Below are 21,525 nucleotides of genomic sequence, written 5' to 3'. Positions count from 1 at the left end.
CCCCCAAACCGGAAGCCATCCCACTACAATTCAGCTTATGCATCTGATCATTCCGGGATCACTTCCCTCTTATACCGTCGCGGCAGACCTTCTTCCTCACGTGCAGGAACGCTGCCCAGAGCTGGTTCAACGCATGACGCGACTTCGCGCAGTCGTGACGACATGCCCACCTGAAGAAACGGGTTGTTCTGCATTAGAGTTTCTTGAACTTTCTGCACTTGGCTACTCGGGAGAAATTGGTCATAGCGTTGGAGCCGGACTCGGCCCGCTTCGTGCAGGGATGATCCAGCCTGGTGATCCTGTTTGGGTGGCTGATTTGTGCTCTGTCGCCATTGGTCGAGATGGCGCGTCACTCGCCATTCCCGACTCTCTTGGTCTCGACCCGGCTCACGCAGATGCATTATTTGAGGCTGTGCAGCCATTGTGGCGTGAATGTGGGATTTCAGTGCTGCCAATAGAAACTGGTCGCTGGAGAGTGTGGCTTGCCCCTGATGCGCGCATTCGCTCAATATCACCTGCAGCGGTCTCCACCCTATCGGTTTCTGACTGGTGGCCACAAGACGAATCAACAAAAACTTGGCGCAAACTACTGAATGAAGTACAGATGGTTTGGCATACGCATCCAGTGAACGCACAACGAACTGCCAACGGTCTGGAGCCCATCAATAGTCTATGGCTTTACGGAGGCGCACAGGGTTGGAAACCGACCCCAAGAACAGCGACCACTGAATACACCAATCTATTGGCAAAGAGTTTCTTAGAAAATGACTGGGCCACTTGGCTAGATTACTTGCCCCAATTATCAAAACAGATTTCAAATTTGCCTGAAGATGCGAGCCTGACATTAGTGGGTGAACGCAGAATCGTCAGACTCAGCCCATCACAACAACCTTGGTGGCAGCGCCTCATGCCCCGCCGCACTCAAAATTGGACGACCTGGTGGATACGCCAAAACTAACTGTACGCGCGACAGACACTGACACCAGCACACGCCTACAAGCCGCTGGCATCCACCCCTTGCTCGCGCGACTCTGGTCTGCAAGAGGTGTACGCAGCCAAGAAGATGTTCAGCTTGACTGGCCGGCCATGCTCGCGCCCAAGACGCTTACCCAAGCTGAACATGCTGCCGTGTTATTAGCGGATGCAATCACTGCACGCAAGCGTATGCTCATTGTGGCGGATTACGACTGTGATGGTGCAACGGCCTGTGCGGTCGGCATGCGTGCGCTAACAGAAATGGGCGCGATCGTCGATTTTTTGGTGCCTAACCGCTTTGAGACTGGCTACGGACTGTCCCCTGCCGTCGTAGACTTAGCTTGCCAACATCCCGCCGGACGTCCTGATTTGCTGATCACTGTGGACAATGGCATTGCAAGTGTTGACGGTGTCGCGGCGGCCAATGCGGCCGGAATTGGTGTGATCGTCACGGATCATCATCTTCCTGGAGACCTGTTGCCGCAAGCGCTTGCCATCGTCAACCCTAATCAGCCTGGCTGCGATTTTCCTTCCAAAAATCTTGCTGGTGTGGGAGTGATTTTTTATCTGATGCTTGCGCTTCGAGCAGAACTCAGAAGTCGAGGGCGCTTTCCTGCCAATGGAGGACCGCGTCTTGATGCGCTGGCGGATTTAGTGGCGCTAGGCACCGTAGCCGACGTCGTCAAACTGGACACTAACAACCGATTACTTGTCACGCGTGGCCTTGAGCGTATGCGCAAAGGCCTCATGCAACCAGGCATCCGTGCTTTATTTGCTGTTGCAGCACGAGACCCTCAAGCCGCCAGTGCTTTTGACTTAGGCTTTGCCCTAGGGCCGCGCATCAATGCTGCGGGTCGCCTGGCCGATATGGGGCTCGGCATACGGTGTCTGATCACAAATGACGACATGCAAGCGCTCGAGTTGGCACGTGAACTGGACACGATCAATCGTGAGCGCAGGCAGATTGAGAACGTGATGAAAGAACAAGCCCTTGCCGCTACTGAGTCTGTTCAGGCTGGCAAACTCGGCGCCTCAGTCTGTGTTTTTCATCCTGAGTGGCATCAAGGCGTAGTTGGACTTGTCGCATCGCGTTTAAAAGAAAGGTTTTTCCGCCCCACCCTCGCTTTTGCTCCTGCGGGTGATGATGAATTACGCGGTTCCGGACGCTCGATTCCGGATGTGCACTTGCGCGATGTCTTAGATCTGGTTTCCAAACGGCATCCTGGACTGATCCGTAAGTTTGGCGGTCACGCGATGGCCGCGGGCCTGACTCTCGGCAAAGATGATTTTGATCGGTTCGCGCCAGCCTTTGATCTTGCCGTCACGGAGCTCACCGGAAGAACGAGCTTTGAACCCGTGATCGAAACGGATGGATCGCTCGAAGAGGGCTATGCAAACGCTCAAGTCGCGAATATTTTGGAGCAACAGGTCTGGGGAGCCGGTTTTGCAGCACCTCTATTTCTCGATACTTTCAAGGTTCAGAGCCAAAAGCTGGTCGGTGAAAAACACCTGAAGCTCTCTGTTCAGCGCGGCCATCAAAGATTTGACGCAATCTGGTTCAATCACACAGACAGACTGCCTGAATTTGTCAAAATGGCCTACCGATTGGATCAAAACGTCTGGAATGGCGTCATTTCTGTTCAACTGATCGTGGAACATGCCGAAACTGCCTGATTTGATGCAGGCCATATCTGGCTGAAGCATTGTTGAGACTCCGTTAAACTACGGAGTTATATCTATACATAGCGGAAACCAAAGCACATGGACGCAGAACGTCAAAATCAAATTTCCTCACGCCTTTTAGATTATGCCGCGCGTGAGGCAGCACTTCGGGGGTATCTTTGACTACGATGTCAAAGCTGAACGACTCCATGTCGTCAATGCCGAACTAGAAGACCCCAACGTCTGGAACGACCCTAAGCGGGCTCAGGAGCTTGGGCGCGAGAAAAAAAGTATCGAAGACGTGGTGGGAACGCTGACCACGTTGGCACAGTCCATAGCAGACTCCTCCGAACTGTTCGAACTGGCTGCCGCAGACAATGATGATGAAACCTTAATCGCGATTGAAACCGATGCAGAACAATTCCAGGCCACCCTTGAGGGGATGGAATTTAGAAGAATGTTTTCAAACCCTGCAGATCCCCTTAATTGCTTTTTAGATATTCAAGCGGGTGCGGGTGGCACAGAGGCGCAGGATTGGGCATCGATCCTCTTGCGACAATATTTACGCTACGCCGAGCGCAAGGGTTTTAAAGCAGAGCTTCTCGAAGAATCAGAAGGTGAAGTGGCTGGTATCAAATCTGCCACTATTAAAATCGAGGGTGAATACGCCTTCGGTTTTTTACGCACAGAAAGCGGTGTGCACAGACTTGTACGCAAGAGCCCGTTTGACTCTTCAGGAGGACGTCACACTTCTTTTGCAAGCGTCTTTGTTTATCCCGAAGTCGATGATTCAATCGAAATCGATATCAATCCCGCAGATTTGCGCGTCGACACCTATCGCGCAAGCGGTGCGGGTGGTCAGCACATTAACAAAACCGACTCTGCGGTACGCATTACCCACGTTCCGACCAATATCGTTGTGCAATGCCAGAATGATCGCTCACAACATCGTAACCGTGCCGAAGCAATGCAAATGCTCAAGTCGCGATTGTTCGAACTTGAAATGCGCAACCGCATGGCTGAACAGCAAAAGATGGAGGATGCCAAAACTGATGTGGGCTGGGGGCACCAGATTCGTTCTTACGTGCTGGATCAGAGCCGCATTAAAGACTTGCGCACCAACGTAGAGATCTCCAATACGCAAAAGGTCCTGGATGGCGACCTGGATCCGTTTATCCAGGCAAGCTTAAAGCAAGGAGTATAAAAATGACAACGCTCACGATTTTGACAGGTACAACACGTGGTCTGGGTGCTGCGATGGCTGAGCAACTTGCCGCGCATGGTGAACATCTTGTGACATTGTCACGCAAGAGCTCTCAAGCACTCGTTGATATTGCAGCGGCTCACGGAACCTCTCTGACACAACTCGAAGTCGATCTGTCAGATACTCCTTCGGTTAAACATGCTGCCTCACAGCTTATTGCGCTGATCAATGGACATTCGCATGTACGCTTTATACACAATGCAGGTGTCGTTAAACCTATTTCACAAAGTCAGCATTTGACAGATTTAGATGCAATCAACGATGCATTTCATGTCAACATCACTTCAGCCATTTTTCTGACTGCACATGTATTAAACAGCTCACCTCAGGCGACCGATCGTCGTGTCATGCTGATCTCTTCTGGCGCAGGTCGAAATGCGAGCTCTGGCTGGGCCGTTTACTGCGCGACCAAGGCTGCCATGGACCGCTATGCCGAAGCGGCACAGCTTGATCAAGGCCCCCGTGCACGCATTGTCTCGATGGCCCCCGGCATTATTGACACGCCAATGCAAGAAACAATCCGTGCCACTTCCAAAGATGCACTTCCCTCTTTGGAGCGCTTTATTGGCTTTAAAGAAAGCAATCAACTGGCAGACCCAGCGTCTGTGGCCCAACGACTTCTAAAGGTTATCGAAAGCGACGCCTTTGGCAGCAAAACCATCGACGATATTCGTCAACATCACGCCTGATCATGACTGACACCAACACCCCCCAACACGATGAAAACCACCTGATTGCCGAGCGCCGGACAAAATTATCTGGCTTGCGCAACCAAGGAATTGCATTTCCAAACGATTTTGTCCCTGCGAATCGTGCGAAAGCACTCCATGCAAGTTTTGGCGAACTGGATCAAGCCACTCTTGCTACAGCAGCTCACCCTGCTTCGGTTGCAGGACGCATGATGCTCAAACGTGTCATGGGTAAAGCGAGCTTTGCCACTTTACAAGACAGTACTGGACGCATTCAGATTTATCTTGAACGTGGCAGTCTCGGCGAAGAGGTCTATGACTCCTTCAAAACCTGGGATATTGGTGACATCATTGCAATAAAGGGTCATGTTTTTAAGACCAATAAAGGCGAATTGTCGATCCATGCGACTGAGGCACGTGTCTTAGCAAAATCCCTGCGTCCCCTGCCTGACAAATTTCATGGCGTCTCCGATCAAGAGTTGCGTTATCGCCAGCGTTACGTCGATCTCATTATGACCGAGCAAACGCGCGAAACGTTTTTAGCGCGCAGCCAAGCCATTAGCGCAATTCGTCAAACGATGGTGGATGCAGGATTTCTCGAAGTTGAGACTCCAATGTTGCACGGCATTCCAGGCGGCGCGGCGGCGAAACCTTTTGTGACGCACCATAACGCACTTGATATGGAGATGTTTCTGCGCATAGCGCCTGAACTCTATCTCAAGCGTTTGATCGTTGGCGGATTTGAAAGAGTATTTGAGATCAATCGAAACTTCCGGAATGAAGGTGTGAGCCCGCGCCACAACCCCGAGTTCACGATGATGGAGTTTTACGCAGCTTACACAGACTATCAATGGCTGATGGACTTTACAGAGCAAATTATTCGCGCAGCTGCCATTAAAGCTTGTGGCACTGCCACGCTGACCTACCAGGGACGCGAGCTTGATTTGTCCAAACCATTTCACCGACTCACGATTGTCGAAGCGATCCTTCAACATGTTCCAGAGTTCACCGAAGCACAATTGACTGACATTGAGTTTGTTAAAGCTCAACTCAAAAAGCGCGGCGTAGATGTCAATGCACCAAATTTTGCACTTGCTGGATTAGGTGCTTTGCAACTGGCGTTGTTTGAAGAAACAGCGGAATCGCAGCTCTGGCACCCGACTTACATCATCGACTACCCAATCGAAGTCTCACCACTTGCCCGCGAGTCAGATACACGCCCGGGCATTACCGAACGTTTTGAGTTGTTCATGACAGGTAGAGAAATCGCCAACGGTTTTTCGGAGCTTAACGATCCGGAGGATCAAGCTGCGCGTTTTCACGCCCAGGTTGCCGCTAAAGATGCTGGTGATGAAGAAGCCATGTTCTATGACGCAGACTATATTCGAGCACTTGAGTACGGAATGCCACCTACAGGTGGGTGTGGAATCGGCATTGATCGCTTAGTGATGTTGCTGACCGACAGCCCCAGCATACGGGATGTCATCCTGTTCCCGCACTTGAGAAAAGAAGACTAAATTTAAGTTCTGTAAGGAGTCAGCCACGCTAAACCAGCTTCGACGCTGGCGCGTGGTTTGTACTCACAACCAATCCAGCCCGCATACCCCAGCGAATCAATTCGTTCAAATACAGCGGCATACGCCACCTCACCCTCATCAGGCTCAGCTCGGCTTGGTACCGCTGCGACTTGTATGTGACCAATATGCGGCAAATAATGAGCAAGTTTGGTCAGGATATCTCCCTCAGCCACACCTACGTGATAAACATCAAACATCAGTTTGATATTTGCGCGGCCGCATTGCTCCCGTATCGCATTTGCTTCAGCTTGAGTTGAATAAAAATATCCGGGTTTGTCTCGCTGATTAATGGCTTCAAGCAAAATTGTGATGCCATGCTTTGCCGAAAGATCTGCTGCCCATTGAAGATTGCTGACCAATGTGCGCGAGGCAATGATGTGCTGCTGAGGATCGATAATCCCCGGCAACACATGTATAGACGAGGCGCCGGCTGCGACACACCAGGCAAGCGACATTTCAAAGGACTGTTGAAAATCCCGCTCTCTTCCCGGCAAGGCAGCCAAGCCTGACTCCCCTACACTAGGATCTCCAATCGGTGCGTTCGCTGCCAACAAAGTGATATCGTGGCGTACACAAGCCTCTTTGACAGCATCAGCTGGCGTGTCATAAGGCCAATGCAACTCGATGGCTCGGAATCGACTGGCAGCCGCCCGCTCAATACGTTCGAGCAAAGGCAGTTGCGACCAAAGAAATCCTAAATTAGCCGAAAAACGCAACATCGAGTCCCCACTCAAGAATCAATACCCTGTCTTTGAAGAACCGGGGGCCTGAGCACCCCGCGCAGTAGCCACTGCGGCTTTAGCCGCACTCGCCATCAGTGCAGCTTCGTTTCCAGGTGTCACCATCTGAAAGCCTTGCTTGATACGCATGGCTGCCGCTTCACCCGACGAACAAAAAATACCAGCGATTTTTCCGTGCGCAATGGCACGTTGACGAATGTGCTCAACGGCTTTCATCACGACAGGGTCATCGGACTCCGACTTTGGAACTGAGCCTAGCGCAAGTGCGAGATCATTCGGTCCAATATAGATGCCGTCTAGTCCGTCCAGAGCAAGAATTTCCTCTAAATTGTCCAAACCGGCTTGAGTCTCGATCATACCAAGTGCAAGAATCTCTTTATCAGCATGCGGGTAGTAATCCGCACCACCATACAACATGGCACGAGCAGGACCAAATGAGCGCTGTCCATGAGGTGGATAACGGCAGGACGAAACAAAGCTGGCCGCATCATCGACGGTAGAAATCATCGGACAAATAATGCCGTAAGCGCCACTGTCCAACAAGCGCATGATTTGGGCGGGGTCATTCCATGGCACCCTCGCGAGTGGGATGGCTGGCGTAGAAGAAAGAGCCTGAAACATCGGGAGCGCAGCATCAATCCCAATCATTCCGTGCTGCAAATCAACGGTCACAGAATCAAAGCCCTGATGACCAATAATCTCAGCGGAATAGGAAGAAGGAATAGCTAACCAGCCATTCACAACGGGTTGACCTGCAGCAATTTTTTGACGGATGGTATTGGCACGCATGCATATCTCCACTGTTATTAATATGGAAGATACTTTACACGATTGCTGCTAGAACGTTTTAGTGATTTTCTTTGGCGTGATTGATGGTATAGCGTGGAATTTCAATCGTTAAGTCTGAGTGAGCCACACGTGCCTGGCAGGCAAGCCTTGAGGTCGTAGAAAGACCCCAGGCGCGATCAAGAAGATCCTCCTCTGAGTCTGAAGCCTCAGCAAGCGATTGGAAGCCTTCTTTGACAACCACATGACAAGTCGTGCAGGCACAGGAAAGCTCGCATGCGTGCTCAAGTTCAACATGGTGATCCAGTAACACTCGGCAAATTGACTCGCCAACTGGAGCATTCTCAATCACTTTGCCCATAGGACAAACATCGGGGTGAGGCAACACAATAATTTTGGGCATAAAAATCCTATAAGTCCTCGAGCGATCGACCCGTCAAGGCGGCACGGATACTACGATCCATACGGCGTGCGGCAAAGTCATCTGTCACAGAAGACAGCGCTTTGATCGCGTTGCGAATCGCTTCGACATCGTCACCTGAGGCGGCTTCGATCGTCATTTGGCAATGTTGGGAAATGCGCGTTTGTTCTGCGGCGCTTAAAAGATCGGCATCAGCCGCGAGCGCCGCTGACACAGACTCAATGAGCTGTTGCGCGTCGACTTGCTGTTCACGCAACATACGCATCTGGGCATCGTAGCCTGCTTTGGACATTCCCTCAGAGAGCATGCGGGAAACCTCATCATCGCTCAAACCAAAAGACGGCTTGACCGTGACAGACGCCTCGACACCCGAGCCAAGCTCGCGTGCGGACACACTCAGCAAACCGTCGGCATCGACCTGAAAAGTGACGCGTATACGCGCCGCACCCGCAACCATCGCAGGAATGCCACGCAACTCAAAGCGTGCCAGTGATCGGCAATCCGATACCAAATCACGCTCTCCCTGAACAACATGCACGGCTAAGGCAGTTTGACCGTCTTTAAAGGTCGTAAATTCTTGAGCACGTGCGACAGGAATTGTGCTGTTACGGGGAATAATATGCTCGACTAAACCCCCCATGGTTTCGAGTCCGAGAGTCAAAGGCGTCACATCGAGCAGCAGCCAATCCTCGCCTGGATTACGATTACCTGCTAATAAATTGGCTTGAAGTGCAGCGCCCAAGGCGACAACTTGATCAGGATCAAGATCCGTCAAAGGCTCGGTCCCAAATGCATCCCGAACACTTTTACGCACGATGGGCATCCTGGTCGCACCACCCACCATCACGACACCCTTGATGTCGTGAACTTTAAGCGATGCATCCTTGAGGGCCTGTTGTGCACAGGCAATCGTCCGTGCAACCAAAGGAGCCGCTAGTTGCTCAAAAGCCTCGCGAGAAAGCTCAAGTTGGTAAACCTGACCATCCACACTGACACTCTCAGCGTGCTCTGAATGATCAGTGAGCATTTCGCGTACGCATCGCGCAGCGCTCAGCAAAGCACGTCGGGTCTGAAGACTGATAGAACTCATTTCCTGCTTGCGAATAAAGTCATCCACAATCAGTGCGTCGAAATCATCACCACCCAATCGCGTATCACCACCCGTTGCAACCACCTCGAACACGCCGCGAGACAATCTCAACAGAGAAACGTCAAACGTTCCGCCACCTAAATCAAAAACAGCATAGGTACCTTCGGATGCATGGTCAAGTCCATAGGCAATGGCTGCTGCAGTGGGCTCATTCAACAAGCGCAACACATTTAAACCGGCTAAACGTGCGGCATCCCGAGTGGCTTGACGCTGCGCATCATCAAAATAAGCTGGTACGGTAATGACCGCGCCCACGAGGGCATCGCCTAAGGTACCTTCCGCCAAAAGCTTCAGTTTTTCTAAAATCTTTGCAGCGACCTCGACCGGAGACAGCAGAGCATGCTCGGTCTGAACTTTTACACTTTGACCGTCTTCCACAAAAAGGTAAGGCATACCAGAGGCGAGCGCTTCTTGGTAAGACCTACCCATCAGTCGCTTGATAGAAACAAGCGTGTCTAAGGGGAAGTCAGTTTGTTTGGCGATCGCCTCTGAACCAACGTGTGCGAGACCTCCTTGCTCCACGTACACCGCAGAGGGCACAAGCGGTCTTCCTGCATCAGAAAGCACTTCAGGCACGCTGCTTCGGACAGCCGCAACTAAAGAATGTGTGGTGCCCAAGTCAATCCCCACCGCCAAGCGACGTTGATGTGGAGCAGGAGATTCACCAGGCTCAGAAATTTGCAGTAAAGCCATATGTTTGATTCAGTTGCGCACTCTGTGCTGCGTAGAGACCGCAAGGCCTAATCAATTGCGCGACATTGCGCAATCAGCTTATTTAAAAACATCCACTCGCGCACACGCGCGGCGGCCAAATCATAACGCTCTTGAGAGAGGTATTCACCCACAGACTTCTCTATTTCATGCTCAGCTTCAGTGAGTTCAGCCTGAAGAGCTTGACGCACTGCGTGTCGAGCCTGAGGATCACCACTGCGGTCCAACACTTCGTCAAGCTGCTCATGCCAAGACATCTGACGAAATAAAAAATCGGCAGACATCGCAGTATTGGTTTCAGTTTGCAGATCGACGCCGGCGAGCTCACAGAGATAACGCGCTCGGGACATAGGATCTTTCAAAATCCTGTACGCTTCGTTTGCCTGAGAGCTCCATTGCATCGCGACTCTTTTTTCGACCGCAGATCGTGTGGCAAACCGATCAGGATGCACAGCGAGCGCTACCTTTTTCCAGGCTGACTCTAAAGCCTGAGGGTCCGTTTTAAAAACCCGAGGCAATCCAAGCAGGCTAAAGTGATCCTGCGTAGACAGTGAGCTTGACGTTGAGGCTTCCAAAAAATTTATACCGTGAAAGACTCGCCACAACCACAGGTTGCCTTTTCATTTGGATTACGGAACTTAAAGCCTTCGTTTAGGCCTTCACGTGCGTAGTCGAGCTCGGTGCCATCTAAATATGACAGGCTTTTCGGGTCAATAAACACTTTGACACCAAAACTTTCGAACACCTGGTCTTCGGCAGCGGCCTCATCAACGTACTCGAGTTTGTATGCCATTCCCGAACATCCCGTCGTTCTAACACCTAAACGAAGCCCAATACCGCTGCCGCGTTTTTGTAGGTATTTGCCGATATGGTCGGCAGCCTGAGTGGTAAGTGTGACGCCCATGATCATCCAGTATGCTTGTTTTTGTAATCCTCGACAGCAGCCTTGATCGCATCTTCGGCAAGAATCGAGCAATGAATCTTAACGGGTGGAAGAGCCAGCTCTTCGGCGATCTGTGTATTGCGAATCGTCAAAGCCTCGTCCAGTGTTTTACCTTTAACCCACTCGGTGACGAGTGAGCTTGATGCAATGGCTGAACCACAACCATAGGTTTTAAATCGTGCATCTTCGATAATGCCAGCTTCATTGACACGAATCTGTAATTTCATCACATCACCACAGGCGGGTGCGCCCACCATTCCTGTGCCAACTTGATCATCACTCTTGTCAAACGTGCCGACGTTGCGTGGGTTTTCGTAGTGGTCTAGGACCTTGTCGCTGTATGCCATTTGTATTCTCCAATCAGTGCGTTTAGTGGGCGGCCCACTGAACTGAATTTAAATCGATACCTTCTTTGGCCATTTCCCAAAGCGGCGACATATCACGTAGCTTTCCAACGCGTGACTTCAACAAGTCGACCGCAAAGTCGATTTCTTTTTCAGTCGTGAAGCGTCCAATCGTAAAGCGAATCGAACTATGGGCCAGCTCATCGTTACGGCCCAGTGCGCGCAACACATAGGAAGGCTCGAGACTCGCAGAAGTACAAGCAGAGCCACTCGACACTGCGAGTTCTTTAATCGCCATGATCAAAGATTCGCCTTCAACGTAGTTAAAACTGACGTTCAGGTTGTGGGGAACACGGTGTTCCAGATCGCCATTGAGGTAAACCTCTTCGATTTGTGAAAGACCTGCCCACAAACGGTCTCTCAACATGCGAATGCGTTCGTTTTCAGTACCCATTTCCTGCTGTGCTAACGCGAAGGACTCACCCATTCCCACAATCTGGTGTGTAGCCAAGGTACCTGAGCGAAATCCACGCTCATGTCCGCCACCGTGCATTTGAGCTTCGATCCGGATCCGTGGCTTGCGGCGCACGTACAAAGCACCGATACCCTTGGGACCGTAAGTTTTGTGTGCACAGAAAGACATCAAATCGACTTTGAGTGTTTGCAAATCGATCGCGACCTTGCCAGTAGCCTGAGCAGCATCAACGTGAAAAATAATATTGTTGGCGCGGCACAGTTCTCCGATTGCGGCAACATCCTGAATAACACCGATCTCATTGTTCACAAACATGACAGAAATCAGCACAGTGTCAGGACGAATGGCGGCTTTGAGCGCATCCATACTGATCAGACCATTTTCCTGCACGTCTAGGTACGTCACCTCAAAACCTTGACGCTCCAACTCACGACAGGGATCAAGGACGGCCTTGTGCTCTGTCTTAACGGTGATGACGTGCTTGCCGCGCTCAGCATAAAAGGTGGCCGCACCTTTGATTGCCAAGTTGTTTGACTCTGTCGCACCGGAAGTCCAAATGATTTCACGCGGATCAGCATTGACCAAAGCTGCGACCTGAGTGCGAGCATGCTCAACGGCCTCCTCTGCTTCCCAGCCATAGGAGTGACTACGCGAGGCAGGGTTTCCCGCATGCTCGTAAAGCCAAGGGATCATCTTTTCAACAACGCGCGGATCGACTGGTGTCGTAGCCGAGTAGTCAAAATAAATAGGACGGGTAGACATACTAGTACTCCTGAATATTTTTAAAGACTAATCGAAATAGATTCTGATGAAAGTGGAGACGCAGTTGTACCAACAACATTCACCCGCACACCTGCTCCAGAGGTTTTGCTCGCCTCTTGAATCTGGCGCAAGCGTTGCTGATCAACTAAATCTTGCAAAGAAACTGAGTCTAAAAAATCGACCATTTTGCGATTGAGAGTCGACCACAATTCATGCGTCATACAGATGCCAGACTTACCATCCGTACCGCTATCACAGGCAGATTTGCCAGCACAATTTGTGGCATCAATCGGCTCGTCGACTGCAAAAATAATATCGGCGACTGTGATGTTGCGTGCCAAACGGGATAACGTGTATCCACCGCCTGGACCGCGAACACTTTCAACGAGTTCGTGGCGTCGAAGCTTTCCGAACAACTGCTCCAGATAAGAAAGCGAGATGTTTTGACGCTGGCTGATGGCGGACAATGTGACGGGGCCACCCTGTTGGCGGAGCGCCAGATCAATCATGGCGGTAACGGCAAAACGACCTTTTGTAGTGAGCCTCATGACAGTATCCTTTTGAAGAAACCTTAAGTATTTGAAGACTTACCCGACTAATAAACTCAAGTATACATAATTCCCGAGTGTTTTAGTTGGGTATACCCTTAAAACATTATTGGTTTTCAGGATAAAAAGTCGTAAAAAAACCGCGCAGAGCGCGGTTTTTCAAATCACACCAATCAGGCAGCCTGATATTGGGTCGCGCGCTTACGCACCAACTCAAGCACGCCTTGGCAAGCGTCTTCGAGATAGTCGAGCACTTTACCGAAACCTTCTGGACCACCGTAGTAAGGATCTGGAACAGTCGCTTCCTCGAACTCATTCGCAAAGCGCATCAACAACATCAACTTGTGATGATGAGGCTTGGGGCACTGTTGCTGCAAAGCGGACAAATTTTCCCAGTCCATCGCCAGAATCAGGTCGTAATCGTGGAAATCCTCGGGCTCGACTTGCCTGGCTTCGGCACGTGTAATCTCGTAGCCGCGTTTTCGCGCAGCAGCGATTGCACGGGGATCAGGCGCCTCACCAACGTGGAAGCTATGGGTACCGGCGGAGTCAATCCCGACGACCTCAGAAAGGCCTGCGTCATTGATTAGGTGGCGGAATACGCCTTCTGCGCTGGGCGACCGGCAAATATTGCCCATGCATACGAAGAGAACTTTTGTCATGATGGTGCATATTGTGCGGGAAAACCCGTAACATGTCCAGATATTTTTTTTGTTTTTTTAAAAGAAAAGCAAAAATTTCAAAAACAATAAAATTAATATAAACAGATACTTAGATCAAATTTATTGTTAAGGACATTAAATTTAAATTTTGTAAAACCCAGACTTAAGCGATAGAAAAGCCATCTCTGCACAACTTGTTATGCACTGCAGCAATGCCAAAGGACTGCAGTTATGCACCAGACAGCAGCACGCGGTCTTTTAATGCCTTTAGAGCATCCCTCGCAGCGGCAGCTTGTTCAAACTCAAGATTTCGCGCATGGTCGAGCATGAGCTTTTCTAAACGCTTAAATTCTTTTGCAAGCGCCTTTTCATCTGTCAATAAAGCACGCGACACCTCAGGCTCTTCTTGGTTTCTAAATGCAGGCGCCACGATGCCGTCAATCAACTCGCGAACAGCCTTACGAACGCTTCGCGCCTCAATCCCATTTTCTTGGTTGAAGGCGAGTTGCTTTTGACGGCGTCGTTCAGTTTCACCCATTGCACGCTTCATTGAATCGGTGACGCGATCGGCGTACAAAATGGCTCGACCATTTAAATTACGGGCGGCTCGACCGATTGTTTGAATCAGACTTCGATCCGAACGCAGGAAGCCTTCTTTGTCTGCATCCAAAATAGCCACGAGAGAAACCTCAGGGATATCAAGACCTTCGCGCAATAAGTTAATCCCAACTAACACATCAAACACGCCCAGCCGTAAGTCACGGATGATTTCAACACGTTCAACAGTGTCAATATCAGAATGCAAATAACGCACTCTGATACCGTGCTCAGCAAGGTAATCGGTCAAGTCCTCGGCCATGCGCTTGGTCAGGGTCGTGACCAGCACCCTCTCCTCAACCGCGACGCGAATTTTGATCTCGCCTAATAAGTCATCGACTTGAGTTCGGGCGGGTCGCACCTCAACAATCGGATCGACCAGTCCTGTTGGGCGCACCACTTGTTCGACCACATTGTCGGTATGAGTCTGCTCGTATTGACCAGGAGTGGCCGAGACAAAAATACACTGACGCATCCTTGTTTCAAACTCCTCCATTTTTAGAGGACGATTGTCCATTGCAGAAGGCAGGCGAAAGCCGTAGGTCACCAGTGTTTCTTTGCGCGCTCGATCACCACGATACATCCCACCGAGCTGTCCGATTGTGACGTGACTTTCATCAATGAACATGAGCGCATCGCTGGGCAAATAATCAATGAGTGTGGGTGGCGGATCTCCTGGCGCGGCACCAGAAAGATGCCTCGAATAGTTTTCAATGCCTTTACAAAACCCCAACTCCGTCAACATCTCCAAGTCAAAACGCGTTCGTTGTTCGATACGTTGTGCTTCGACAAGATGGCCACCATCCACAAAAAACTTTACCCGCTCGCGGAGTTCTTGTTTGATCGTTTCGATGGCTCGCATCACCGTATCGCGTGGGGTGACGTAATGTGAACCAGGATAAACAGTAAAACGCGGCACCTTTTGGCGGACTTTACCCGTCAGAGGATCAAAAAGCTCAAGACTTTCTACCTCATCATCAAATAAAGAAAGACGAACAGCCAACTCGGCACTTTCCGCAGGAAAAATATCGATCGTTTCACCGCGAGCACGAAAGGTACCTCGTGTGAACTCAGTATCATTGCGTTCATATTGCATGGCCACTAAGCGAGCGAGAATTTCACGCCTCGGCACACGGTCTCCGACACGCAATATAAGTACCATTGCGTGGTAATCAGACGGGTTGCCGATACCGTAGATACAAGAAACTGTCCCTACGATGATCGTATCGCGACGCTCGAGCAAGCTTTTAGTGGCTGACAAGCGCATCTGCTCAATGTGCTCATTGATTGATGAGTCTTTTTCAATGAACAAATCACGGGTTGGAACGTAAGCTTCGGGCTGATAATAATCGTAATAAGAAACAAAATACTCAACGGCATTTTTAGGGAAAAACTCCCTCATTTCAGCATAGAGCTGGGCAGCTAATGTCTTGTTGGGCGCCAATACGACGGCTGGCCGGCCAAGTCGCGCAATCATGTTGGCCATCGTGAACGTTTTGCCGGAACCGGTCACGCCCAGCAGCGTCTGCATCATTAGACCGTCTCTCACGCCTTGCTCAAGCTGATTGATCGCGTTAGGTTGATCTCCCCCGGGTGGATAAGGCTGGTACAAATGAAAGGGACTATCCGGATAGTCGACGTAACGCGGCTCTTCTTTTCCTGTCGAAATCGTTGCAGGTACTACAGGAATTGATACACGTGCCGCGGAAACACCCTCGTGTGCAATGGCTGGGGGCAAACTCAGACTCAAGGCCGCGGACGCGTCGTCCTCGTCGCTTGGGATCAGCTTGTTGGCGAATGAATCAGCTGAGTGCGGATCGTGTATTTCTTCGGGTGGAATGTGTGAGGCCATGCTAGACTTATTCGGGAAACCCCTCGGATGCGGGGCTAGCCTTCTATTATGTTCTCTGTTAGTTCGAGCGTCCACCCAAAATATTTAGTGGTATTAAACAAACAGCAATACTTAAAATGTTGTTACCCAATCTCTAGCACTTACAATCTAGCCCTATTCCTCTTGCTACTCTCTACACAGAAACTTAAATGAGCACCCTTTTTCAATCCGTAGAACTCGCCCCTCGTGACCCGATCTTGGGTCTGAATGAACAATTCAATGCAGACACGCGCGCGCACAAGGTTAACCTTGGTGTTGGTGTCTATTACGATGACAACGGCAAGATTCCCTTGCTTTCAGCCGTTCATCAAGCCGAGGTGGCTCGCGTAGAAGCTGCTGCTGCCCGGGGTTACTTACCCATTGAAGGCATTGCCGGCTACAACAAAGGCGCCCAGGAATTGGTGTTGGGTAAAAATTCTCCCCTGATCGCTGCAGGCCGCGTGCTGACGATGCAAGCGCTTGGTGGCACAGGTGCATTAAAAATTGGTGCTGACTTTATTAAACAATTAGTACCAGGTGCAAAAGTTGCAATCAGTAATCCCAGCTGGGAAAATCATCGCGCCCTTTTTGAGCGCGCAGGTTTTGAGGTTGTGAACTACCCTTATTACGATGCAGCAACACATGGCTTAGACTTTCAGGGCATGCTCAACGGATTGCGCGCACTGCCCGCCCAAAGCGTGGTCGTATTACATGCGTGCTGCCACAATCCAACCGGCGTGGATTTGACGACAGATCAGTGGCGCGAAGTGGCCAAGGTCATTAAAGATACCAACCTCATTCCTTTTCTTGATATTGCCTATCAAGGCTTTGGCGATGGTTTGGAGCAAGACGCATCTGCCGTGCGACTCTTTGCTGATCTTGATATGACTATGTTTATCAGCTCATCGTTTTCAAAGTCATTTTCGCTGTATGGAGAGCGCGTTGGTGCATTGACGATCGTCACGGGCAGCCAAGACGAATCGAACCGTGTACTGAGCCAGGTCAAGCGTGTGATTCGCACCAACTACTCCAATCCTCCGACCCATGGCGGCACAATTGTGTCGACAGTGCTCAACACACCTGCACTTTTTGCCCTTTGGGATCAAGAACTTGCTGGTATGCGTGATCGCATTCGCTTAATGCGCCGTCAATTAGTCGAAAAGCTCGCTGAAAATGGCGTTAAAAAAGACTTTGGTTTCGTCATGAAGCAGCGCGGTATGTTCTCCTTCTCTGGCTTAAATGCTGCGCAAGTTGAGCGCCTACGCGCAGAACATGCGATTTATGCCGTGAGCAGTGGGCGAATTTGCGTTGCAGCCCTCAATAGCCATAATATTGATGTTGTCGCGAAAGCCATCGCGAGCGTGATGAAAGACTAATAAATAGCCTTTTTAAGGTGTGTTGAAGCAGCTCCGCGTCGTCGGAGCTGTTTTTTTATACAGATAACATTTGCCATTCAGAGACAAATGATGCAAAATAAAGGCTGTATATAAAAACAGCACTGTACGTGTGCACACGCCTGAGGGGCTGACTGTGACTATCAAACTAACTGAACGGCAGCAGCAAATCTTAGATTTGATCCGAGAGGCTGTTTCAAGCACCGGCTTTCCTCCTACTCGTGCAGAAATCGCCCAAAAGTTAGGCTTTCGTTCCGCCAATGCAGCAGAGGACCATCTGCGTGCCCTCGCGCGGAAAGGTGTGATCGAACTCACTGCAGGTGCCTCACGTGGTATTAGACTCACCGAAAGTGCTTCAGACTTCATGTCGGAATCATCTTTCGATGCAGACACACCCCTCATGCAAGAAAGTGTAGACATTGGTACTCGTACAGGGTTGGGCCGTCTCAGCCTAAAACAGCCTCCTGATATAGGGCAGATGCTTGTTCCTCTGATTGGTCGTGTTGCGGCAGGTTTCCCCATGCTCGCAGCAGAGAACATTGAAAAGGAAATCTCTGTTGATCCCAATATGTTTGCACAGCAGCCTGACTACTTGCTAAAAGTAAAAGGCCTCAGCATGAGAGATATCGGCATTTTAGATGGTGATTTACTGGCAATCAAAAAGACCAGTGATGCTAGAAATGGTCAAATTATTGTTGCGCGTATTGATGACGAAGTCACGGTCAAACGCCTCAATAAAAAAGGCAACCACATCGAGTTGTTACCTGAAAATCCTGACTTCGAACCGATCGTGATTCAACCCGGTCAAGACTTCTCAGTTGAGGGTATTGCGCTGGGCCTGATTCGCAACACACCGCTGCATTAATGACTCTGATACGCAGTTCTTGAAACGCGGATTTTCGCGCACGATCTCCGTCGCTTTTCTAAATCACCGCACCGAGCGCGGCGATTTAATTCTCCTTCCACCGCTCTAGCGCTCTACGATTGCGCTTGGTTGGGCGCCCAGCAATTTCCTGCGAGGGCTCGCTATAAAAACGTCTATTCTCAGCGACCGTCTGACGCGCTAAAAGACTTTCTGGTGTTTCTTCAAAGAGCAAGCGTGCAAGAGGCGCAGACTTACGTTGTTCAGTAATACCGCGAACAACCAATTCAAAACGTTCTTGCTCACGATTAATTTTTAATCGTTCACCGACCTTAATCAAGCGCGCAGGTTTAGCGCGCTCATCCGATACAAGTACACGGCCAGCCTCAATGGCTGTTGCAGCCAGCGTTCGCGACTTGTAAAAACGTGCGGCCCAAAGCCATTTATCAAGCCGAACAGAATCAACAAATACATGCATCAAGTCGACCACTCCTGAACAAAAGAGGCGCCAACAGGCGCCTCTTTCTTAAACACATACTAAAAAACACCACGTCGGAAATAACTTAGTGCTTAATCACAGGATCTGTCGTTGCAACAACTTCTGGCTTTGCTACCACCTCTTTTGCAACAACCGACTCTTCAGGTAAAGGCTGGGTAGGACCAGACAGAGCAACCTCTAGCACCTTATCAATCCAGCGAACTGGAACGATTTCCAAGTGATTTTTGACGTTATCAGGGATCTCAGCCAAATCCTTGACGTTTTCCTCAGGGATCAAAACAGTCTTGATGCCGCCACGATGCGCTGCTAACAGCTTTTCTTTGAGCCCACCAATCGCAAGGACCTCGCCTCTCAAAGTAATCTCACCAGTCATTGCAACGTCTGCGCGAACAGGAATGTGCGTCAATGCTGAAACGATCGCAGTTGTAATAGCAATACCTGCGGAAGGTCCGTCCTTGGGTGTAGCCCCTTCTGGAAAGTGAACGTGAATATCTCGCTTTTCAAAAACCGTATCAGCAATTCCAAGGCGCGCTGCACGTGCACGTACAACACTTCGTGCCGCTTCAACGGACTCTTTCATCACGTCACCGATTGAACCTGTGCGTTGAATCACACCTTTGCCTGGCATATCTGCGACTTCGATCGTGAGTAAATCACCTCCCACCTCAGTCCATGCCAAGCCTGTGACTTGTCCGATCTGATTTTCCTTTTCCGCCATTCCAAAGTTGTAACGACGTACACCCAAGTAGTCACTCAAGTTATCAGACGTCACCACTACTTTTGCGATAGGCTCTGCGGACTTGGCAGCCTTTTTAGCTTCGCTTTCTGCGAGCAGTTTCTTGACAACTTTACGACAGATTTTGCCTACATCACGCTCAAGAGCGCGAACGCCAGCTTCACGTGTGTAATAACGCACGATGTCACGAATTGCTGACTCTTCAACGATGAGCTCTTCGGACTTGACACCGTTGTTCTTCATGACCTTGGGGACAAGGTGATCAAGCGCAATATGGATTTTCTCATCCTCTGTGTAACCAGAAAGACGAATCACTTCCATTCTATCCAGCAAGGCTGGTGGAATATTGAGCGTATTACTGGTCGCTACAAACATCACATCAGACAAATCGAAATCTACTTCGACGTAGTGATCCTGGAATGTATGGTTCTGTTCGGGATCCAGTACCTCAAGCAAGGCAGATGCAGGATCACCGCGGAAATCCATCCCCAATTTATCGATTTCATCCAATAAGAATAAAGGATTTCTCACAGCAACTTTTGACATGTTTTGCAAAATTTTGCCGGGCATCGAACCAATGTAAGTTCGACGATGTCCACGAATTTCGGCCTCATCACGCACGCCACCTAAGGCCATGCGAATGAACTTACGATTTGTGGCTTTGGCAATCGACTGACCTAACGAGGTCTTTCCAACGCCAGGAGGGCCTACCAGACAAAGAATCGGTGCTTTGACCTTATCAACCCGTTGTTGGACAGCAAGGTATTCAAGAATACGCTCTTTAACTTTATCTAAGCCATAGTGGTCGTTATCAAGCACGCTTTCAGCATTGGGGATCGAGTTATTGACCTTGCTCTTTTTGCGCCAAGGCAAAGCAATCACTGTATCAATGTAATTACGAACGACAGTGGCTTCAGCCGACATGGGCGACATGAGTTTGAGCTTTTTGAGCTCGCCATCGACCTTTTTACGTGCATCCTTAGGGAGATGCGCAGCCTCGATTTTCTTTTCGAGCTCCTCGATATCTGCGCCCTCTTCGCCCTCGCCCAATTCTTTTTGAATGGCTTTAACCTGCTCATTCAAATAGTAGTCACGCTGGCTCTTTTCCATCTGTTTTTTAACGCGACCACGAATACGCTTTTCGACCTGCAGAATGTCGATCTCAGTTTCGAGTTGCGAAAGTAAAGCCTCGAGGCGCTCAGATGTCGAAATGATTTCAAGCATCTTTTGCTTTTGTTCGAGCTTTAAAGGCAAATGGGCAGCAATCGTGTCAGCCAAGCGGCCAGCGTCATCAATCCCAGCCAAAGAAGTCAGAATCTCTGGGGGAATCTTTTTATTGAGTTTGACATACTGTTCAAACTGGCTAACGATCGCCCGACGCAATGCCTCAATTTCTGCTCCAGTCGTTGCATCCGGAGCGATTGGCACCAGTTCAGAGGTGAAATGGGTGTCTGCATCCTGAATATTTGTGACGCGAGCGCGTTGTGCACCCTCAACTAATACCTTGACTGTACCGTCAGGAAGCTTGAGCATTTGCAAGATGGTGGCAACACAGCCGATTTCATAGACATCATCTGGCGTAGGGTCGTCTTTACCTGCAGATTTTTGAGCAGCCAGCATAATGCTTTTGCCAGCCTCCATGGCAGCCTCGAGCGCCCGAATAGAACGGGGACGTCCGACGAAAAGAGGGATTACCATGTGGGGAAACACGACAACGTCGCGTAATGGCAACAAGGGCAAATTGATGGGTTCAGAAGGCAGGGTCTGATGTCCGGACATGATGTCCTCCTAAAAAAAACTCGGCGAATCCTAACTGGGCGGCCGATACAAAGCCCGTGTTTCTACGAATAGCTTCGTT

At 50.1% G+C, this 21,525-nt stretch carries 20 protein-coding genes; 7 read left to right on the top strand and 13 right to left on the bottom strand.

Annotation, left to right across the window (positions count from 1 at the left end):
* Positions 1–37 precede the first annotated feature (37 nt).
* The 5 genes from WBJ47_RS11865 to lysS all read left to right on the top strand — a co-directional run bounded on the left by WBJ47_RS11865 (position 38) and on the right by lysS (position 6,107).
* Positions 38–958, top strand: a complete 921-nt coding sequence (locus tag WBJ47_RS11865) for a hypothetical protein (protein ID WP_422242698.1) — start codon at positions 38–40, stop codon at positions 956–958.
* Positions 940–2,649, top strand: a complete 1,710-nt coding sequence (recJ, locus tag WBJ47_RS11860) for a single-stranded-DNA-specific exonuclease RecJ (protein WP_422242697.1) — start codon at positions 940–942, stop codon at positions 2,647–2,649. The genes WBJ47_RS11865 and recJ overlap by 19 nt, the downstream gene beginning before the upstream one ends.
* 87 nt (positions 2,650–2,736) lie before the next feature.
* Positions 2,737–3,841 (top strand): peptide chain release factor 2 gene (gene prfB, locus WBJ47_RS11855; RefSeq protein WP_422242696.1). Its coding sequence is split into 2 segments (ribosomal slippage): positions 2,737–2,817 and positions 2,819–3,841, totalling 1,104 coding nucleotides; the frame shifts between segments, so codons are not numbered across the junction.
* A 2-nt stretch (positions 3,842–3,843) separates the two neighbouring features.
* Complete coding sequence (locus WBJ47_RS11850; RefSeq protein ID WP_422242695.1) at positions 3,844–4,590, top strand: SDR family NAD(P)-dependent oxidoreductase; 747 nt, start codon at positions 3,844–3,846, stop codon at positions 4,588–4,590.
* A 2-nt stretch (positions 4,591–4,592) separates the two neighbouring features.
* Entirely contained in the window at positions 4,593–6,107 is a 1,515-nt protein-coding gene (gene lysS / locus WBJ47_RS11845) for a lysine--tRNA ligase (protein WP_422242694.1), read from the top strand.
* 2 nt (positions 6,108–6,109) lie between these two features.
* Here lysS and WBJ47_RS11840 read toward each other — a convergent pair whose 3' ends face one another.
* The 11 genes from WBJ47_RS11840 to uvrB form a co-directional block, all read right to left on the bottom strand.
* Positions 6,110–6,886, bottom strand: a complete 777-nt coding sequence (locus WBJ47_RS11840) for a hydroxypyruvate isomerase family protein (RefSeq protein ID WP_422242693.1) — start codon at positions 6,884–6,886, stop codon at positions 6,110–6,112.
* 18 nt (positions 6,887–6,904) lie between these two features.
* On the bottom strand, positions 6,905–7,696 hold the full coding sequence (locus tag WBJ47_RS11835) for an HpcH/HpaI aldolase family protein (RefSeq protein WP_422242692.1): 792 nt from the start codon (positions 7,694–7,696) through the stop codon (positions 6,905–6,907).
* A gap of 58 nt (positions 7,697–7,754) precedes the next feature.
* Positions 7,755–8,096: an ISC system 2Fe-2S type ferredoxin gene (gene fdx / locus WBJ47_RS11830; protein WP_422242691.1), complete on the bottom strand. Its 342-nt coding sequence runs from the start codon at positions 8,094–8,096 to the stop codon at positions 7,755–7,757.
* 7 nt (positions 8,097–8,103) lie between these two features.
* Positions 8,104–9,957: a Fe-S protein assembly chaperone HscA gene (gene hscA, locus WBJ47_RS11825; protein ID WP_422242690.1), complete on the bottom strand. Its 1,854-nt coding sequence runs from the start codon at positions 9,955–9,957 to the stop codon at positions 8,104–8,106.
* 47 nt (positions 9,958–10,004) lie between these two features.
* Complete coding sequence (gene hscB, locus WBJ47_RS11820) at positions 10,005–10,526, bottom strand: Fe-S protein assembly co-chaperone HscB (RefSeq protein WP_422242718.1); 522 nt, start codon at positions 10,524–10,526, stop codon at positions 10,005–10,007.
* A gap of 29 nt (positions 10,527–10,555) precedes the next feature.
* Entirely contained in the window at positions 10,556–10,879 is a 324-nt protein-coding gene (gene iscA / locus WBJ47_RS11815) for an iron-sulfur cluster assembly protein IscA (RefSeq protein WP_422242689.1), read from the bottom strand.
* 2 nt (positions 10,880–10,881) lie between these two features.
* Entirely contained in the window at positions 10,882–11,265 is a 384-nt protein-coding gene (gene iscU, locus WBJ47_RS11810; protein ID WP_422242688.1) for a Fe-S cluster assembly scaffold IscU, read from the bottom strand.
* Positions 11,266–11,287: 22 nt separating this feature from the next.
* Positions 11,288–12,499, bottom strand: coding sequence for an IscS subfamily cysteine desulfurase (locus WBJ47_RS11805; RefSeq protein WP_422242687.1), 1,212 nt, complete (start codon positions 12,497–12,499; stop codon positions 11,288–11,290).
* Positions 12,500–12,519: 20 nt separating this feature from the next.
* Positions 12,520–13,047, bottom strand: coding sequence for a Fe-S cluster assembly transcription factor (locus WBJ47_RS11800; protein ID WP_422242686.1), 528 nt, complete (start codon positions 13,045–13,047; stop codon positions 12,520–12,522).
* A gap of 173 nt (positions 13,048–13,220) precedes the next feature.
* Positions 13,221–13,712, bottom strand: coding sequence for a low molecular weight protein-tyrosine-phosphatase (locus WBJ47_RS11795; RefSeq protein WP_422242717.1), 492 nt, complete (start codon positions 13,710–13,712; stop codon positions 13,221–13,223).
* Between the two features lie 226 nt (positions 13,713–13,938).
* On the bottom strand, positions 13,939–16,158 hold the full coding sequence (gene uvrB, locus WBJ47_RS11790; protein WP_422242685.1) for an excinuclease ABC subunit UvrB: 2,220 nt from the start codon (positions 16,156–16,158) through the stop codon (positions 13,939–13,941).
* 188 nt (positions 16,159–16,346) lie between these two features.
* Between uvrB and WBJ47_RS11785 the strand changes: the two genes are divergently transcribed.
* Positions 16,347–17,552 carry an amino acid aminotransferase gene (locus tag WBJ47_RS11785; protein WP_422242684.1) on the top strand — a complete coding sequence of 402 codons (1,206 nt, stop codon included), beginning with the start codon at positions 16,347–16,349 and terminating at the stop codon, positions 17,550–17,552.
* A gap of 154 nt (positions 17,553–17,706) precedes the next feature.
* Positions 17,707–18,435: a transcriptional repressor LexA gene (gene lexA / locus WBJ47_RS11780; protein WP_422242683.1), complete on the top strand. Its 729-nt coding sequence runs from the start codon at positions 17,707–17,709 to the stop codon at positions 18,433–18,435.
* Positions 18,436–18,520: 85 nt separating this feature from the next.
* Here lexA and WBJ47_RS11775 read toward each other — a convergent pair whose 3' ends face one another.
* The gene (locus WBJ47_RS11775) at positions 18,521–18,910 is read right to left on the bottom strand and encodes an RNA-binding S4 domain-containing protein (protein WP_422242682.1); all 390 of its coding nucleotides are present in this window, start codon (positions 18,908–18,910) and stop codon (positions 18,521–18,523) included.
* An 85-nt stretch (positions 18,911–18,995) separates the two neighbouring features.
* Complete coding sequence (gene lon / locus WBJ47_RS11770) at positions 18,996–21,446, bottom strand: endopeptidase La (protein WP_424585315.1); 2,451 nt, start codon at positions 21,444–21,446, stop codon at positions 18,996–18,998.
* Between the last annotated feature and the right edge of the window lie 79 nt (positions 21,447–21,525).

Source organism: Zwartia sp., assembly GCF_049655405.1.
Classification (GTDB): Bacteria; Pseudomonadota; Gammaproteobacteria; order Burkholderiales; family Burkholderiaceae_B; genus Zwartia.
Note: the sequence above shows the minus strand (reverse complement) of the source record. Positions and strands in the feature narration are given on the sequence as shown.

Excerpts from the sequence above, each read along its gene's own strand:
- WBJ47_RS11865 (WP_422242698.1), top strand. The coding sequence starts at position 38 with ATGCATCTGATCATTCCGGGATCACTTCCCTCTTATACCGTCGCGGCA.
- WBJ47_RS11850 (WP_422242695.1), top strand. The coding sequence starts at position 3,844 with ATGACAACGCTCACGATTTTGACAGGTACAACACGTGGTCTGGGTGCT.
- lysS (WP_422242694.1), top strand. The coding sequence starts at position 4,593 with ATGACTGACACCAACACCCCCCAACACGATGAAAACCACCTGATTGCC.
- WBJ47_RS11840 (WP_422242693.1), bottom strand. The coding sequence starts at position 6,886 with ATGTTGCGTTTTTCGGCTAATTTAGGATTTCTTTGGTCGCAACTGCCT.
- WBJ47_RS11835 (WP_422242692.1), bottom strand. The coding sequence starts at position 7,696 with ATGCGTGCCAATACCATCCGTCAAAAAATTGCTGCAGGTCAACCCGTT.
- fdx (WP_422242691.1), bottom strand. The coding sequence starts at position 8,096 with ATGCCCAAAATTATTGTGTTGCCTCACCCCGATGTTTGTCCTATGGGC.
- hscA (WP_422242690.1), bottom strand. The coding sequence starts at position 9,957 with ATGGCTTTACTGCAAATTTCTGAGCCTGGTGAATCTCCTGCTCCACAT.
- iscA (WP_422242689.1), bottom strand. The coding sequence starts at position 10,879 with ATGGGCGTCACACTTACCACTCAGGCTGCCGACCATATCGGCAAATAC.
- iscU (WP_422242688.1), bottom strand. The coding sequence starts at position 11,265 with ATGGCATACAGCGACAAGGTCCTAGACCACTACGAAAACCCACGCAAC.
- WBJ47_RS11805 (WP_422242687.1), bottom strand. The coding sequence starts at position 12,499 with ATGTCTACCCGTCCTATTTATTTTGACTACTCGGCTACGACACCAGTC.
- WBJ47_RS11800 (WP_422242686.1), bottom strand. The coding sequence starts at position 13,047 with ATGAGGCTCACTACAAAAGGTCGTTTTGCCGTTACCGCCATGATTGAT.
- uvrB (WP_422242685.1), bottom strand. The coding sequence starts at position 16,158 with ATGGCCTCACACATTCCACCCGAAGAAATACACGATCCGCACTCAGCT.
- WBJ47_RS11785 (WP_422242684.1), top strand. The coding sequence starts at position 16,347 with ATGAGCACCCTTTTTCAATCCGTAGAACTCGCCCCTCGTGACCCGATC.
- WBJ47_RS11775 (WP_422242682.1), bottom strand. The coding sequence starts at position 18,910 with ATGCATGTATTTGTTGATTCTGTTCGGCTTGATAAATGGCTTTGGGCC.
- lon (WP_424585315.1), bottom strand. The coding sequence starts at position 21,446 with ATGTCCGGACATCAGACCCTGCCTTCTGAACCCATCAATTTGCCCTTG.